This window comes from Photobacterium ganghwense (assembly GCF_017329545.1).
Classification (GTDB): domain Bacteria; phylum Pseudomonadota; class Gammaproteobacteria; order Enterobacterales; family Vibrionaceae; genus Photobacterium; species Photobacterium ganghwense.
Map to the genome: position 1 here is coordinate 924,500 of NZ_CP071325.1, position 15,220 is coordinate 939,719.

At 50.5% G+C, this 15,220-nt stretch carries 14 protein-coding genes; 11 read left to right on the forward strand and 3 right to left on the reverse strand.

All coding sequences use genetic code 11. The features are described 5' to 3' along the window. Positions 1-120: 120 nt before the first annotated feature. Positions 121-486, reverse strand: coding sequence for a dksA-type zinc finger protein (locus tag FH974_RS04550; protein ID WP_047887798.1), 366 nt, complete (start codon positions 484-486; stop codon positions 121-123). A 445-nt stretch (positions 487-931) separates the two neighbouring features. Here FH974_RS04550 and FH974_RS04555 point away from each other — a divergent pair, with 445 nt between their 5' ends. The 6 genes from FH974_RS04555 (at position 932) to FH974_RS04580 (ending at position 6,856) form a co-directional block, all read left to right on the forward strand. Further along, a complete protein-coding gene (locus FH974_RS04555; RefSeq protein ID WP_047887796.1) occupies positions 932-1,318 on the forward strand; it encodes a YbaN family protein in 387 nt (128 codons plus the stop codon). A 151-nt stretch (positions 1,319-1,469) separates the two neighbouring features. Continuing rightward, entirely contained in the window at positions 1,470-2,015 is a 546-nt protein-coding gene (apt, locus tag FH974_RS04560) for an adenine phosphoribosyltransferase (RefSeq protein ID WP_047887795.1), read from the forward strand. A gap of 113 nt (positions 2,016-2,128) precedes the next feature. Continuing rightward, positions 2,129-4,450 (forward strand): DNA polymerase III subunit gamma/tau, encoded by a 2,322-nt coding sequence (gene dnaX, locus FH974_RS04565; RefSeq protein WP_047887794.1) that lies wholly within the window; start codon positions 2,129-2,131, stop codon positions 4,448-4,450. A 27-nt stretch (positions 4,451-4,477) separates the two neighbouring features. Further along, on the forward strand, positions 4,478-4,807 hold the full coding sequence (locus tag FH974_RS04570; RefSeq protein ID WP_047887793.1) for a YbaB/EbfC family nucleoid-associated protein: 330 nt from the start codon (positions 4,478-4,480) through the stop codon (positions 4,805-4,807). Between the two features lie 3 nt (positions 4,808-4,810). After that, complete coding sequence (gene recR, locus FH974_RS04575) at positions 4,811-5,413, forward strand: recombination mediator RecR (RefSeq protein ID WP_047887792.1); 603 nt, start codon at positions 4,811-4,813, stop codon at positions 5,411-5,413. Positions 5,414-5,815: 402 nt separating this feature from the next. Beyond that, positions 5,816-6,856 carry a porin gene (locus tag FH974_RS04580; RefSeq protein ID WP_047887791.1) on the forward strand — a complete coding sequence of 347 codons (1,041 nt, stop codon included), beginning with the start codon at positions 5,816-5,818 and terminating at the stop codon, positions 6,854-6,856. 467 nt (positions 6,857-7,323) lie between these two features. Here the strand turns inward: FH974_RS04580 and FH974_RS04585 are convergent, their stop codons facing one another. Both FH974_RS04585 and FH974_RS04590 read right to left on the reverse strand, forming a co-directional pair. Continuing rightward, positions 7,324-7,872 carry a regulatory protein ToxS gene (locus FH974_RS04585; protein ID WP_047887790.1) on the reverse strand — a complete coding sequence of 183 codons (549 nt, stop codon included), beginning with the start codon at positions 7,870-7,872 and terminating at the stop codon, positions 7,324-7,326. Beyond that, positions 7,863-8,777, reverse strand: coding sequence for a winged helix-turn-helix domain-containing protein (locus tag FH974_RS04590; RefSeq protein ID WP_047887841.1), 915 nt, complete (start codon positions 8,775-8,777; stop codon positions 7,863-7,865). The genes FH974_RS04585 and FH974_RS04590 overlap by 10 nt, the downstream gene beginning before the upstream one ends. A 348-nt stretch (positions 8,778-9,125) precedes the next feature. On the opposite strand from FH974_RS04590, the gene htpG reads away from it, so the two are divergent. The 5 genes from htpG to FH974_RS04615 all read left to right on the forward strand — a co-directional run bounded on the left by htpG (position 9,126) and on the right by FH974_RS04615 (position 15,195). Beyond that, positions 9,126-11,024, forward strand: coding sequence for a molecular chaperone HtpG (gene htpG / locus FH974_RS04595; RefSeq protein ID WP_047887789.1), 1,899 nt, complete (start codon positions 9,126-9,128; stop codon positions 11,022-11,024). Positions 11,025-11,221: 197 nt separating this feature from the next. Continuing rightward, positions 11,222-11,866 (forward strand): adenylate kinase, encoded by a 645-nt coding sequence (gene adk / locus FH974_RS04600; protein ID WP_047887788.1) that lies wholly within the window; start codon positions 11,222-11,224, stop codon positions 11,864-11,866. A 209-nt stretch (positions 11,867-12,075) separates the two neighbouring features. Then, on the forward strand, positions 12,076-13,071 hold the full coding sequence (gene hemH / locus FH974_RS04605; RefSeq protein WP_047887787.1) for a ferrochelatase: 996 nt from the start codon (positions 12,076-12,078) through the stop codon (positions 13,069-13,071). A gap of 142 nt (positions 13,072-13,213) precedes the next feature. Beyond that, positions 13,214-14,518, forward strand: coding sequence for an inosine/guanosine kinase (locus tag FH974_RS04610; protein ID WP_047887786.1), 1,305 nt, complete (start codon positions 13,214-13,216; stop codon positions 14,516-14,518). A 140-nt stretch (positions 14,519-14,658) separates the two neighbouring features. After that, entirely contained in the window at positions 14,659-15,195 is a 537-nt protein-coding gene (locus tag FH974_RS04615) for an outer membrane beta-barrel protein (protein ID WP_047887785.1), read from the forward strand. Positions 15,196-15,220 lie beyond the last annotated feature (25 nt).

Consider the following 15,220-nt stretch of genomic DNA (forward strand, 5'->3'; position numbering starts at 1 on the left):
AAGCCGTCAGAAGCTTGACGGCGTTGTCGGCCTGACGAAACCAGGTCAGGCAGAACTGATGAAAAACAATAGGCGGGAATGTCCCGCTTATTGCCGTTTTAACGGCGCTGAACGGATTTTTCAGGCCTCATGGTGATAGCGGCTGTGCTCTCGGCAGTGCTGGCAGCGAGGCTGAGCCGGATCTGTTTCCAGATCTTCTATATCGATCTCATCTTCACAATCAGCACACAGGCCGTACATGCCCAGTTTAATTGAGCAAATGGCGGCATCCACTTTTTCCAGTCGGGTTGCTAAATCAAACAAATTCGGAATAAATGATGATTTAGCCATAACAATTAAATCACTCAATTCCGCGCCTTCAATTGCAGCTGATGACGGAAGCAGAGTATTGAGCAACATTTCTTGCTTAAGCTCGGAATAAAGTGCAGCGTGCTCCTGCTCAAGGCGAACCCGCAGCGGTTCATAAGTTAATTCTGACGTTGCCATAAGATCATCATTTTTGTTTTAGGTAAATTTAGTCTAAGTCGATTCTTAACTTTGATTGTGATTTGAATCAAACAAAGTCGGGGTTATTCCGGAATACCCGTATTTTCTCTCGGTTTTTGCGACACCCTTTATCCGCTATATTAGCAGGGTTAATGAGATGAGCGGCCCAAGAGCCGTGAACGATTATCAGCCTAAAATCAATCAGCCAATAAAGGAAGTGTACCATGGAGCATGGTTTTAAAGACCCATACAGCGTAAAGTACTTTTTCGGTTTTCTGCTGGCAATGGCATTGCCAACACTGCCAGCAAGTCTGACCTGGTTGGGCATTCTGTCTTCTTAATCAGGCAGAAACTCCCGTCTTTCTGAACGGCCAGCAACAAGAGTGTTGTTGGCCGTTTTCTTTTGTTGCTACACTGCCAAGAGGACAGTACCGGAATGTGATGTATGGTAAAAAGAACAATACTCTTGGTTTGTGGTTGGATTTGCGTGGTATTGGGCATGATCGGTGCTTTTCTGCCGCTGTTACCAACAACACCCTTCCTGCTGCTGGCCAGTGCCTGTTTCATGCGGGGCTCGCCGCGTCTGAACCATTGGTTGCTGAGCCATCCGCAATTTGGCCCGGTGCTTGAGAACTGGCATCGTCACCGCTCGGTTTCACCTCGGGTGAAACGCCGCGCCAACATTATGATGGTGCTTAGTTTTGCCTTCTCTATTTATTGGGTGCCATTGATTTGGCACAAAGTCATGTTGCTGGTCATGCTGGCAATATTGTTGTTCTGGTTTAACCGTCTGCCAGTCAGGGAAAACCCGCCATTATCTGATCCTCTCTAAGTGACACTCTCTATGTGACATTGGGTGGTGCAGATCTGGCGCCAGTCCTTGCTCCTGCTGCGGAAAATCACTACTATTTGAGCCGGTTTTTATCGGCTTTTAGCCGTTTCACTTACATTTGCCCCGTTGGGAGGGGCACGGATAATCGAATATGAATCAAGATAAGCTCGCGTTGATTAAAAACAGTATTAAATCAATCCCTGATTACCCAAAACCAGGGATTCTGTTTCGTGATGTGACCAGCCTGATGGAAGATCCTGAGGCTTACCGTGCAACGATGCAGGTGCTGATTGATCAGTACAAAGACAAGGGCATTACGAAAGTGATTGGTACTGAAGCGCGTGGCTTCCTGTTTGGTGCACCGCTCGCACTGGAACTGGGTGTCGGTTTCGTGCCGGTACGCAAGCCGGGCAAACTGCCGCGTGAAGTGATCGGCGAAAGCTACGAGCTGGAATACGGCCAGGATACGCTTGAAATCCACGTAGATGCTATCCGCGAAGGGGACAAAGTCCTGCTGGTAGATGATCTGCTGGCAACAGGCGGTACGATTGAAGCGACCACTAAGCTGGTACGTCGTTTGGGCGGTATTGTTGAAGATGCAGCATTTGTCATTAACCTGCCTGATATCGGCGGCGAACAGCGTCTGCAAGGTATCGGCCTGAAGGTCTTCAGCATCTGTGATTTTGACGGCCACTGACAGGCTGTCTGGCCAGGTGACTGGCTAATCATTGGGCGCTCGTCGAGCGCCCTCTCGCCCCATTATCCTCCCTGTGCTAGCATTGAGTTCTTGATTCTGTAAGGTTAGTTAACATGAGTTATCAGGTTCTGGCACGTAAATGGCGCCCGCACCAGTTTGCTGATGTGGTGGGTCAGTCCCACGTTTTGACAGCACTGGAAAATGCGCTTGCCCATAACCGTTTGCACCATGCCTACTTGTTCAGTGGAACAAGAGGGGTAGGTAAAACCACGATCGCCCGTATTTTTGCGAAAGGCCTGAACTGTGAGCAGGGTGTCACGGCTTCACCGTGTGGGCAGTGTGAGACTTGTCGTGAAATCGATGAGGGACGCTTTGTCGATCTGTTAGAGATCGATGCCGCCTCACGCACCAAGGTTGAAGATACTCGAGATCTGCTGGATAACGTGCAATACAAGCCAGCTCGGGGACGGTACAAGGTTTACCTGATTGACGAAGTGCACATGCTCTCTCGTCACAGCTTTAACGCCTTACTGAAAACACTCGAAGAGCCGCCGGAATACGTTAAATTCATTCTGGCGACCACAGATCCGCAAAAGCTGCCGGTGACGATCTTGTCGCGCTGTCTGCAGTTTCATCTCAAACATCTGGATAATACTCAGATTCAGGCGCAGCTTGAGTACGTACTTACCCAAGAGCAGGTTGAATTTGAACCTCGCGCATTAAGTCTGCTGGCCCGTGCAGCTGAAGGCAGTATGCGTGATGCACTGAGCCTGACCGATCAGGCCATTGCACTGGGGAACGGCAATGTTCACGCGACTGCGGTGTCGGAAATGCTGGGCACCCTGAACACGGAACAAGCTCTGTATTTGCTGGAAGCGGTTGCCCAAGGGGAAGCGCAGCCAGCCATGGCTTGCCTGGAAGAACTGGCGGGTGTCGGCGTTGAGTGGGACAGCCTGCTGCGTGAGCTGGCTTCCCAGCTTCACCGCGTTGCCATGTACCAGGCATTACCGGCATCGCTTGATGATTCTGTACCGGATGCCGAGCGTATTGTGCTGCTCAGTAAAGCGGTATCGCCGCAGGAAGTGCAGCTGTGCTATCAAATTGCGTTGCAAGGGCGACAGGATCTGGCTTACGCGCCGGATGGCCGTACCGGTCTGGAAATGGTGTTGTTACGCATGCTGGCGTTCCGTCCTGTTGCAGTGTCAACGGTGACGCCTCAGACGATTGCTGTTCCTGAGACGCAACCAGCAACGCAACCGGCGACTCCATCGGTCGCACGAACGCCAAGTCCTATGGGGCAACATCCCGCGGGCCAAACGCCTGCCGGACAAGGCCAGGGGATGCAGCGCGTACAGGCCCTGAGAGCGCAGATGCAGACACCAGCTGCTCAGCCAATGGCTCAGCCGGCGGCGACGCCTGCTTCGGTGGACACGGCGGCGCAAAGGCCGATGCCTGCGACTCACCACTATGAGAATCCGCCAGCTTACGACGCGCCGCCAGTGCCTGATTACTCTGAGTCATACGGTCCGGAGTCTCAGCATGTGGATCCGAGTGTGGCGTATCCGCAATCGCCACCGTCTGGTCAGGCTGCGCTCAGCCAGCCCGTGCATAATCAGCAAGCGAATAATCAGCCAGTGCACACTCAGTCAGCGCAACCGGCGGCAGAGCGTCCGGCTTCGGCAGCTTCTGGTCTGTTGGCGGCAAGGAACAAATTACGGAGTCAGGTGAAGCGTGATGGCGCGGCACCGGCCAGCGGAAAAAAGACCCAACCGGTACAGGCTAAAAAAGTCGCGACCGTCAGCGTTCTCGATCGAATTGCCAGTAAGCAAAACGGTCGTCATGCTGCCGCACCTGATGCGATGCCGGTACCGGGTATGCCGGGAGGCGGTTCATCGTCACAAGCGGCACCGCACTCTACCGCACCGCAGGAATACCAGTGGCGGCCAACGGCGGAGCCTGATGAGTCTGTTGTTGTAACCGAAGTTGCTCCTGCCCAGATGAAACAGGCGTTGGAGCATGAAAAAACACCTGAAATGGTGAATTTGCTTGTCAACGAAGCGGCAAATCAGGATAGTTGGTCGGATTGGGTGACTAAGCTTAATGTAGGTCGTATGGTTCAACAGCTTGCCCTGAACTCTGCGTTTGAGCGCAGTGGCGATGCGGTAACACTGACGCTGCGGCCGAGTCAAAAGCACCTGGATACACCGAAAGCGCGTGAGCAACTGGCTCAGGCACTGAGCGAATTGTTTGGTGCGGCTATCAGCCTCACCATCGAATTAAGTGATAGGGGACGTACACCGCTGGAATGGCGGGAGTGCCTCTATCAGGAAAAACTGGATCAAGCCCGGCAAAGCCTGATGGCTGATCCCAACGTGAATTTCATTTGTCAGCGGTTTGCTGCTGTACTGGATGAAGATAGCGTAAGACCCTTATAGATTAACCAGACCATAGAGAGAGAACATATGTTTGGTAAAGGCGGTATGGCTAACATGATGAAGCAGGCGCAACAAATGCAGGAGCGCATGCAGAAAATGCAAGAAGAGATCGCGAGTATGGAAGTCACTGGTGAGTCCGGTGCCGGCCTGGTAAAAGTGACTCTGACTGGTAGCCACAGCGTGCGTCGTGTTGAGCTGGATGACAGCCTGATGGAAGACGACAAAGACATGCTGGAAGATCTGATTGCTGCGGCGTTCAATGATGCGGCACGTCGTATTGAAGAAGCTCAAAAAGAGAAGATGGCAAGCGTGACTGGCGGTATGAACCTGCCAGCTGGCTTTAAGATGCCATTCTGATAAATGCGTACCAGTCAATTACTGGAGCAATTAATGGAGGCCTTACGTTGTCTGCCTGGGGTTGGCCCCAAGTCAGCACAGCGGATGGCCTTCAGTTTGTTACAGCGAAATCGTCAGGGTGGCCTGCAACTGGCGGATGCTTTGCAAAAAGCCATGACGGAAATCGGTCACTGCCGTGATTGCCGGACGTTTACGGAAGAAGAGGTGTGCTCCATCTGTTCAAATCCGCGTCGTCAGGAAAACGGCCAAATCTGTGTTGTGGAAAGTCCGGCAGATATTCTGGCGGTCGAAGCCACCGGGCAGTTTTCCGGCCGGTATTTCGTGCTGATGGGACACCTGTCGCCGCTTGATGGCATCGGGCCATCGGATATCGGGCTGGATGTTCTGGAATTCCGGATGCAGACCGAAACCATCAGTGAAGTGATTCTGGCAACCAACCCGACCGTAGAAGGGGAGGCGACAGCTCACTACATCGCTGAACTGTGTGGCGAGTACCAGGTTGAAGCCAGCCGCATTGCTCATGGTGTACCGGTTGGCGGTGAGCTGGAGCTGGTGGATGGCACGACCTTATCCCATTCTCTGGCCGGTCGACACAAGCTGATCTGACGGCAGCGCAATACGTAGCGTTAGCTAACTCAAAAAAATACCAACTCTCGATTTAGTCGGGCGTTGGTATTTTTTTATCTTTCCGCGGCAAAAGCCCGTATTTCTTTGCGCTCAATGATGAGTTTTTAGCTGATTGAGATTTTTAGAGTCTGATTTAGTTTTTATATCACCTTAATTTCTAAGGATAACTATTTAAATATCGTTTAAGACTGTTTTTGTTCATAACCCTTTGTTTCTATGTGTTTAATAGTCCGTGTCTCCCTAATGGCCAACACACCTTACGGGAAACATGCTGGCTGAAGTTGTGTGCTTTTTGTACCGCTTTCATCCGGCAGGTAGCAGTGAAAAATAAAAAACTGACGCCCAAAGAAGGGCTGATAGAGACAATAATTAGGAGTGAACATGAAAAAGACAGTTGTAGCAGCTGTGATCGGTTCTGTGGTTGCCAGTGCATCAGCAATGGCAGCGGAAGTATATAAATCCGATGACCTTTCAGTAAACATTTACGGTAACCTGCGTGTTCGTTACGAGACGACCGATAACGGCATCATGGGCGCTGACGACACGTTCACCGGCGAAGGGACAGAGCTGGGTCTGAACATGACCTACTTCATGCCAAACGGCCTGTACGTGAACGGTGATGTCCTTAAAGAGCTGAACATCATTCCTGAAGACGGCAACGGCTTTGATGATGAAGAATTCACGAAATTCGCTTCTGCTGCGATCGGTGGTGATTTCGGTGAATTCCGAATTGGTCGAATGTCAGCAGTGCAGGATACGCTGGCCGGTCAGTACGATATCACCTGGGAATACGGTGGTACGGCCAACATTAAAAACGACTGGTCAGCAACAGATCGCCTGACCAACGGCGTGCAGTACAAATTTGAAAAGAACGGTTTCACTGTGATGGCTCAGTACCACACTGGCCAGGAATATGATGACCGTGATGGTGTGATCAGCGGTGACATCATCGAAATCGATCAGGCCTATGCACTGGGTGTAGCATGGGAATCAGATTTCGGTCTGGGTTTGTCCGGTACCTACACCAGCTCTGAGCGTACGGAAAAAGACAAGAACTTTGGCGATGACAAAGATGATTCATGGACACTGAACGCCACATACGCGTGGAATAGCCTGTCACTGGCAGCGATGTACTCAGACTATGATTTTGCGGGCGATGAGCAAACCGGTGTGGGTGCGATGGTACGCTACGATTTCCCAATCGGCGTGGGCCTGTACGGTGTGTATGATTATGTTGACTACGACACCAAAGACAACACGCTGGATCAGTTCACCGTGGGTGCCGACTACTGGCTGACCAGCCAAGTGGTTTCATACATGGAATACGCTGACATGAGCTACGATGAAGAAAAAACCGCAATTGATGGCCAGAAGATGATGGATGACAGTGCTTTCACCATCGGTATGCGTCTGTACTTCTAATAATTTGTCTGTTTTGTTCATTATCAAGGGAAGCGTTCGCTTCCCTTTTTTATTGCCGCAAGTAACGCCAGTGTATTGATAACACAAAGCGATAGCCGTCTAGCCAACACCGATAATCTAGGTGTTGCCCACACAGTGTTCCCAAACTGGCTGGTCGAATCGAGTCAAAACCCCTGAGGCACTGAGTGTTAATCCCTCCGTGCCTGAGTCCAAGCAAGCCTAAATCCAAGCCCAAGTCCAAGCGTATGTCCTGATACCAAGCCCAACGCTCTTTTTCCACGAACCCAGAACGCAATTACCGTGCGAACAGAAAAACAACGTCGCGGGACGAACGCTAGGTGTATGGCGACTCAGCAAGACGGAGGGGGAAAGTTAAGAACGTGAGATGTGGAGATAAAGCTGGTCTCTGCCCCCTGATAGCGTTCAGGAGGCAGGTTCAGGACGCCACTGACGGCGAGTAGCAGTGCTTACAGTGAGTAAAGGATCGTGGAACCAAAGCTCAGGCTGGTCAGCAGAATCGACTTGTCATTGCGGATATCAACCCGGCGACTTTGCTCGGCATCCATCCGGAAAATCTGCTTCACAATGCTCAGGTGCTTGGGTTTAAAGTCCAGGTTGTGGCCAGATGTGATATCTTTAAATTCCAATGGCTTAGTAAGTAAATACCCACCGCTGACATCCCAGTTACCGGACTCGGAAATATGCAGCGTCAGTGGTGTAGCTTCATCACTGAACAGCTTCAATACCGTGATTCGCGAGTAAGTATTGTTTGGCAGGTAAATCACATGGCTGGTCTGCTCGACCTGTCGCAGCATCCCCAGCTCTTCCAGGGTGGTGTCCTTGATGCGGCTGACCGAGTTAGCATGCCACTCACGCGAGGTCAGCAGTTGCTCCAGCTTATAATCGCTGGAAAAGTACAGCCAACCGCTAAACAGGCAGGAAATGCCTAACAGAATAAATGCCCAATATTTTGCAGCCAGGAATTTGAGAGCTGAAGGCTTAATTGTTACTGACATAATGTGGCGTTGTCCTTGTTACTGGTCAGCAAACGCAGAGTCACGTTTTCATTGGGAATTTTGTCATTGTGTACATAGTTCAGCCATAGCTGAGAGCTTTGTCCGCCGGTTGCAATGACTTCGGTCGGCCGACGATCACCTTGGTGATATTCCAGATAAGATTCAACGCACTGACTGATCATGGTTTCCCATTGCGATACCGAAGGGTGGTTCTGCGGTACCAGTACCGGAATACCGTCGATTTGCGTCAGCTGGGTAAACGCAGAGGATTTTTGCGGCATGATCACAGTAACGATCAGCGGCATGACGAAAGCCAGCAATAAAGCGATGATACTGGCCAGTTTCAGCCCGGCGCTGGTGTGGCTTAAGCTGCCAAAACCGGCATGGTTTTGTGCCATGTAGTGATGACTGACTGAAGCGTGGCTGGCACCTGCCGCCGTGTTAGTCTGACCGCTTGCAGAAGGCGTTGAAACGGTTACCGCGTCGTCAAGCTCAGCGACTGGCAGGCCATCCAGAATTGCTTCCGCAGGCTCCGATTCAGAAACAGGTGGTGTCGAGTCAGACAGGGTTTCCACCGATGCAATCATCTGATAGCCGCGTTTTGGCACGGTTTTGATAAATTCAGGTGATTTGGTGGAATCTTTCAGGGCTTTTCGCAGGGTGGAAATTGCCTGGGTCAGGCTTGAGTCATCGACTTCAAATCCTTGCTCGCGCCAGACATAGTTATGTAATCGGGTGCGTGTAATGATGGCACCCGGTTCTTCCACCAACAAGCACAGTGCCCGGCTTTCATTTGTCCCAAGACGGGTGAGCTCATCCTCTTCGAGCTTGTCGACCAGACTATTATCGTATGGGTCAAAAACAAAACGCTGCCCAATAAGTAACTTACTTTCTATTTTATTCATTTTTAGCATTAACAAAGTTAAATCATGCAGATATATAGCATGAAAAGGCTGAATTATGCCTGAATGTAAAAAACATAAAAAAGTGTTCTGAAAAAACCTCAAAGAGATAAATGCAAACTTTTAGGTTGAAAACCGCCGAGAAGCCCACATGTATACAGAGTAGTGAATTGGGACGGCCATCCGGTGATGAAAAAACAGGGTGGGAAAAGGTATTCCAGACAGCGAAAATCGTCTGAAAGTTAGCGGTGACTCACTTTATAACAGCTGTGTCACCGGGGTTTCAGATTCGACGTCTGCACGTCCTCTTAATGCAAGTTACAAGTGCAAAATACAAGTTTCGGAGTCGAAATGAGCGAACAAACTATCCACAAAAATAAGGAAACCCGTGGTTTTCAGTCTGAAGTCAAACAGCTGCTTCAGTTGATGATTCACTCTCTCTATTCGAACAAAGAAATCTTCCTGAGGGAGTTGATTTCGAATGCGTCGGATGCTGCAGATAAGCTGCGTTTCCGTGCACTGTCTCAACCAGACTTGTATGAAAATGATGCGGATCTGGGTGTGAAATTGTCGTTTAATGCGGAAGCAGGAACACTGACGATCAGTGATAACGGCATCGGTATGACGCGAGATGAGGTGATTGAACACCTGGGTACGATCGCGAAATCCGGAACAAAAGACTTTTTTGCCAAGCTGAGCGAAGAGGAATCGAAAGATTCTCAGCTGATCGGTCAGTTTGGGGTGGGCTTCTACTCGGCCTTTATCGTCGCCGACCGGGTAACCGTGAATACGCGTGCGGCGGGTGTAGCAGCCGATGAAGCGGTGTCCTGGGAATCGACCGGTGAAGGCGACTACACCGTTGAGAGCATCGAAAAGGCAAGCCGCGGCACCGAGATTATTCTTCACCTGCGTGACGATGAAAAAGAATTCCTGAGCGAATACCGTCTGCGTGACATCATCGGTAAATACTCGGATCACATTGGCATTCCGGTGTATATCCAGACTGTTGAGCGTGATGACGAAGGCAAAGAAACCGGCCGTAAGTGGGAGCAAATCAACAAGGCTCAGGCTCTGTGGACACGAAACAAAGCCGATATCAGCGATGAAGAATACCAAGAGTTCTACAAACACGTATCCCATGACTTTGCGGAGCCGCTGACCTGGAGCCACAACCGCGTAGAAGGTAAGCAGGACTACACCAGCTTGCTGTATATCCCGTCAAAAGCCCCGTGGGACATGTACAACCGTGATGCCAAGCATGGCCTGAAGCTGTATGTGCAGCGCGTGTTTATTATGGACGACGCCGAGCAGTTCATGCCGTCGTACCTGCGCTTCATGCGTGGTCTGATCGATTCTAACGATCTGCCGCTGAACGTGTCACGTGAAATTCTGCAGGACAACAAAGTCACGCAGTCGCTGCGCAAAGCTTGTACCAAACGTGCCCTGACCATGATGGAGCGTCTGGCAAACAATGATGCCGAGAAGTACCAGACATTGTGGAATGAGTTCGGCATGGTGCTGAAAGAAGGCCCGGTTGAGGACTTCGCTAACCGTGACAAAATTGCCAAACTGCTGCGCTTTAGCTCTACCCATGCGGAAACCCAAGAGCAGACGGTATCGCTGGAAGACTACATCGGCCGCATGAAAGAAGGTCAGGACAAGATTTACTACCTGACTGCCGACAGCTTCACGGCAGCTAAGAACAGCCCGCACCTTGAGCAGTTCCGTGCTAAAGGTCTGGAAGTATTGCTGATGTTTGATCGCATCGATGAGTGGCTGATGGGTCACCTGCCGGAGTTTGAAGGCAAAGCCTTCCAGGCGATTACCAAAGCGGATTTGGATCTGTCCAAGTTTGATGACGAGGAAGAAAAAGAGAAGCGTAAAGAAACAGAGGAAGCCTTCCAGTCAGTGGTTGAGCGCACGAAAACCTACCTGGGCGATCGCGTTCAGGATGTGCGTACTACCTTCAAACTGAAAGACACGCCAGCGGTTGTTGTGACCGGCGAAAATGAAATGGGAACACAGATGGCGAAACTGCTGGCTGCAGCGGGTCATTCTGCTCCTGAAGTAAAATACATTTTTGAGCTGAACCCGGAGCACGCGGTCGTCCGCAAGATGGCTGACGAAGCCGACGAGGAAGTGTTCGGTCGCTGGGTCGAGATGCTGCTGGGACAGGCGATGCTGGCTGAAAAAGGTACCATGGATGATCCATCCAAGTTCCTGTCAGCAGTGAACCAGCTGCTGGTATAAAGAAATTTAATCAGCCAGTTAAATCAATAAACAGGCGGGGGGATGTGACTAAGGTCTAATCCCCCCTATCTATGTCAAATTGTATGCTGAGACAGTATGTAATAGCAGTCAGGCAGGGCAGCCGGGCTTGCGACTAAGGGCTAATCAGTGTATTTTTCATTTTTTTGAAAACTCCATTCAAATCTAAGGGGATCAAGATGCGCATCATTCTTCTGGGCGCTCCAGGTGCAGGTAAAGGTACTCAGGCACAATTCATCAAAGAGAAGTTTGGTATTCCACAAATTTCAACCGGTGACATGCTACGTGCAGCAATCAAGGCAGGGACTGAGCTGGGTCAGCAAGCGAAAGCCGTTATTGATGCTGGTCAACTAGTGTCTGACGACATTATCCTAGGTCTGGTTAAAGAGCGTATTGCTGAAGACGACTGTGCAAAAGGCTTCCTGCTGGACGGTTTCCCTCGTACGATTCCTCAGGCTGACGGTCTGAAAGAAATCGGCGTTGACGTTGACTACGTGATCGAATTTGACGTGCCAGACGCAGTAATTGTTGAGCGTATGGCGGGTCGTCGTGCTCACCTGGCTTCTGGCCGTACTTACCACGTTGTATACAACCCGCCAAAGGTTGAAGGTAAAGACGACGTAACTGGCGAAGACCTGGTTGTACGTGATGACGACAAAGAAGAAACAGTACGTGCTCGTCTGGGTGTATACCATGAGCAAACTGCTCCACTGATCGCTTACTACACCAAAGAAGCTGAAGCAGGCAACACTAAGTACCTGAAATTCGATGGTACTAAGCCTGTAACAGAAGTAAGTGCAGAGCTGGAGAAAGCACTGGCGTAATTCTGCCGGGTAGCTAAACCACTTTGAATCGGGTCAGCCTGTCAGGCTGGCCCTTTTTTATGCCTGATTTTATATGCTTGAATAGTTGGTGAGGAAATCGCCAGTGATCGTATTATTGTTAAGTTCGGTATAACCAGCTGAATTAAAAACTGTTAAAGTGACAAACGTTTCACTTCAATTATTTGGCTGCGTGAAGTACGAAGGACATTATGAGCGAACAAAGCACAGACCACATTGAACATACGCCTTCCTACGGTGTTCTCCTGGTTAACCTGGGTACGCCGGAAAGTGCGACATCGGCAGGTGTTAAGCATTTCCTGTCTGAATTCCTGCACGATCAGCGTGTCGTTGATATGAGCCGTTGGTTATGGTGCCCGATTCTGCACGGGGTCATCCTGCCAATCCGGTCCCCTAAAGTTGCCAAGTTGTACCAGAGCGTCTGGATGGAAGAGGGCTCGCCGCTGATGGTGTATTCGCGTCGCCAGCAGCAAAAATTGGCTGAAGCGCTGGACGTGCCTGTCGAGCTGGGGATGACCTATGGCAAGCCGAGCATTGAGGACGGTCTGGCCGCTTTACAGGCTCAGGGGTGTCAGCGAGTGGTGGTGTTACCGCTCTATCCGCAGTACTCGCGCACAACCACCGCGGCGGTATTTGATAAAGTGGCGAAGGGGTTGAGGCAGCGTCCGTATTTGCCGGAGCTGCGTTTTATCAATCACTACTTCGATCACCCGGACTATATTTCAGCGCTGGCTGATTCCGCCACACAGTTCTGGGCAGAACATGGTGAGCCGGATTATTTGCTGTGTTCATACCACGGCATCCCGAAGCGGTATGCTGACAATGGCGATCCGTATCCGGAACACTGCAATGGCACCACGGCGTTGCTGGCGGAGAAGCTGGGGATGGCGCGGGAAAAAATGAGCATGAGCTATCAGTCCATTTTTGGCCGGGAAAAGTGGCTGCAACCATATACGGAAGGGACGATTCGTTCTCTGGCTGAGAAAGGCGTTAAACGGCTGGATGTTATGTGTCCGGCGTTTTCGGTGGACTGCCTGGAGACCCTGGAAGAGATCGCTGTGGGTTGTAAGGAAGTTTTCCTTGAAGCTGGCGGGGAGACGTTCAATCTGATCCCTTGTCTGAACGACCAGCCTGAGCATATTGCAATGATGCAGGCACTGGTAAAACAGCACACCCAAGGCTGGTAGGCCAGTGCTGACAAGCTGAAATACGGCGTCCTGGAAATTCTCATTCCGTTAACTAGCTCTCGATTTGTTCGAGAGCTTTTTCTTTCTTGTTCTATATTCTGTGATAGAATTCGCAAAATTTCTCTACAGACAGCTCATCGACATGAAATTTCCAGGCCAACGAAAGTCCAAGCATTACTTTCCAGTACACGCACGTGATCCTCTTCTAAGTCAGTCAAAACAAGAAAAGCGACTCGCTCGTACTCACATCATCGGTATTGATCAGACGCTGGTGGATATTGAAGCCTGTGTTGATGATGAATTCCTGGAGCGCTATGAGCTGAGTAAAGGTCACTCACTGGTGATCACGGATGAAAAGGCGGAAGCCCTGTACCGTGAACTGAAAGAGAAAGAGCTGATCACGCACGAGTTTGCCGGCGGTACCATTGGTAACACGCTGCACAACTACTCAGTGCTGGCAGATGACAAATCTCTGTTGTTGGGTGTGATGAGTAAAGACATTGAAATCGGTAGCTACGCTTACCGCTATCTTTGCAACACATCCAGCCGTATGGACATGAACTACCTGCAACCGGTTGAAGGTCCGATTGGCCGTTGTTTTGCGCTCATTACCAGCGATGGCGAACGTACGTTTGCTATCAACGAAGGCCGCATGAACCAACTGCGTCCGGACAGCATCCCGGAACACGTCTTTGAAGATGCATCAGCGCTGGTACTGACGGCGTATCTGGTGCGTTGTAAAGAAGGTGACCCAATGCCAGCTGCAACGATGCAGGCCATCGAATACGCGAAAAAGTATGATGTTCCTGTGGTACTGACGCTGGGTACCAAGTTTGTGATTGCTGATGACCCGCAGTGGTGGCGTGATTTCCTGCGTGAACACGTGACTGTGGTTGCTATGAATGAAGACGAAGCTGAAGCGCTGACCGGGGAAACCGATCCGCTGATGGCGTCTGAAAAAACCCTGGAATGGGTTGACCTGGTGCTGTGTACCGCGGGGCCTGTGGGCCTGTACATGGCGGGTTATACAGAAAACGCAGCGAAGCGTGAAACCAGCCTGCCGCTGCTACCGGGGGAAATTCCTGAGTTCAATCGCTACGAATTCAGCCGCCCGATGCTGAAAGCCGACTGCCAGGATGCCATTAAGGTATACTCTCACATCGCGCCTTACATGGGTGGCCCGGAGCGTATCAAAAATACCAACGGTGCGGGTGATGGTGCGTTGTCAGCCTTGCTGCACGACATGTCAGCAAACCGCTACCATCGCGAAAATGTGCCGAAATCTAGTAAGCACCAGTACACTTACCTGACGTACTCGTCTTTCTCGCAAATTTGTCTGTACTCAAACCGAGTCAGTTATGAAGTACTGGCACAGCATTCGCCGCGTTTGTCTCGTGGCCTGCCAGAACGAGAGGACAGCCTCGAGGAAGCTTACTGGGAACGGTAATTCCCATAGAGAATACAAAGGCCAACGTAAGTTGGCCTTTTTTATTCTGTTTAGGACAAACTTTACACAAATTTTTTGGCATATTTTATGACCGGCTCCTAGTCTTAGTTTGAGTTACCTCAACAAGGAGTGGGATAAAAATGAAAAAATATGCAGTGGCATTGGCTGTGATGGGAGCGCTCAGCGCGCCGTCTGTATGGGCTCAGGTTTCTTTACCGCAAGGGACGCAGGAACTGGCTTTACAAGGTAGTCTGGATCTTGACTACGTTGATGATTACCTGTTCATCCTAAATACATCTTATGGTTATTTTATCCGGGAAGACTGGGAGATTGGTGCGGTACTGGATATCAATATGAGTGACAGCACTCAGACCTTCCAGTTTGGTGGTTTTACGGAGTATAACTTTACGAACCAGTCGAATTGGGTGCCTTACCTGGGGGCTGCCGCACAGGTGGCGAACTTGTCAGGGGATAACGGGGATTTTGAATTTGACTTTGAAGATGTGACGGCGCTGAACATTAAGATTGCCGGTGGTATCAAGTATTTCATCAACCCGCATGTCGCGCTGAGTGCCGAAGTGAACTACAACATCTCAACTGATGATATCAGTGTCACCAAAGATGGTCTGGAAGACAGCTTTACCCGTTTCATCTTCGGTACCCGTTTCTACTTCTGATGGAGTACTTGTCACAAGCTACTGA

Excerpts from the sequence above, each read along its gene's own strand:
- htpG (WP_047887789.1), top strand. The coding sequence starts at position 9,126 with ATGAGCGAACAAACTATCCACAAAAATAAGGAAACCCGTGGTTTTCAG.
- FH974_RS04615 (WP_047887785.1), top strand. The coding sequence starts at position 14,659 with ATGAAAAAATATGCAGTGGCATTGGCTGTGATGGGAGCGCTCAGCGCG.
- FH974_RS04570 (WP_047887793.1), top strand. The coding sequence starts at position 4,478 with ATGTTTGGTAAAGGCGGTATGGCTAACATGATGAAGCAGGCGCAACAA.
- apt (WP_047887795.1), top strand. The coding sequence starts at position 1,470 with ATGAATCAAGATAAGCTCGCGTTGATTAAAAACAGTATTAAATCAATC.
- dnaX (WP_047887794.1), top strand. The coding sequence starts at position 2,129 with ATGAGTTATCAGGTTCTGGCACGTAAATGGCGCCCGCACCAGTTTGCT.
- adk (WP_047887788.1), top strand. The coding sequence starts at position 11,222 with ATGCGCATCATTCTTCTGGGCGCTCCAGGTGCAGGTAAAGGTACTCAG.
- FH974_RS04550 (WP_047887798.1), bottom strand. The coding sequence starts at position 486 with ATGGCAACGTCAGAATTAACTTATGAACCGCTGCGGGTTCGCCTTGAG.
- FH974_RS04590 (WP_047887841.1), bottom strand. The coding sequence starts at position 8,777 with ATGAATAAAATAGAAAGTAAGTTACTTATTGGGCAGCGTTTTGTTTTT.
- FH974_RS04580 (WP_047887791.1), top strand. The coding sequence starts at position 5,816 with ATGAAAAAGACAGTTGTAGCAGCTGTGATCGGTTCTGTGGTTGCCAGT.
- FH974_RS04610 (WP_047887786.1), top strand. The coding sequence starts at position 13,214 with ATGAAATTTCCAGGCCAACGAAAGTCCAAGCATTACTTTCCAGTACAC.
- hemH (WP_047887787.1), top strand. The coding sequence starts at position 12,076 with ATGAGCGAACAAAGCACAGACCACATTGAACATACGCCTTCCTACGGT.
- recR (WP_047887792.1), top strand. The coding sequence starts at position 4,811 with ATGCGTACCAGTCAATTACTGGAGCAATTAATGGAGGCCTTACGTTGT.
- FH974_RS04555 (WP_047887796.1), top strand. The coding sequence starts at position 932 with ATGGTAAAAAGAACAATACTCTTGGTTTGTGGTTGGATTTGCGTGGTA.
- FH974_RS04585 (WP_047887790.1), bottom strand. The coding sequence starts at position 7,872 with ATGTCAGTAACAATTAAGCCTTCAGCTCTCAAATTCCTGGCTGCAAAA.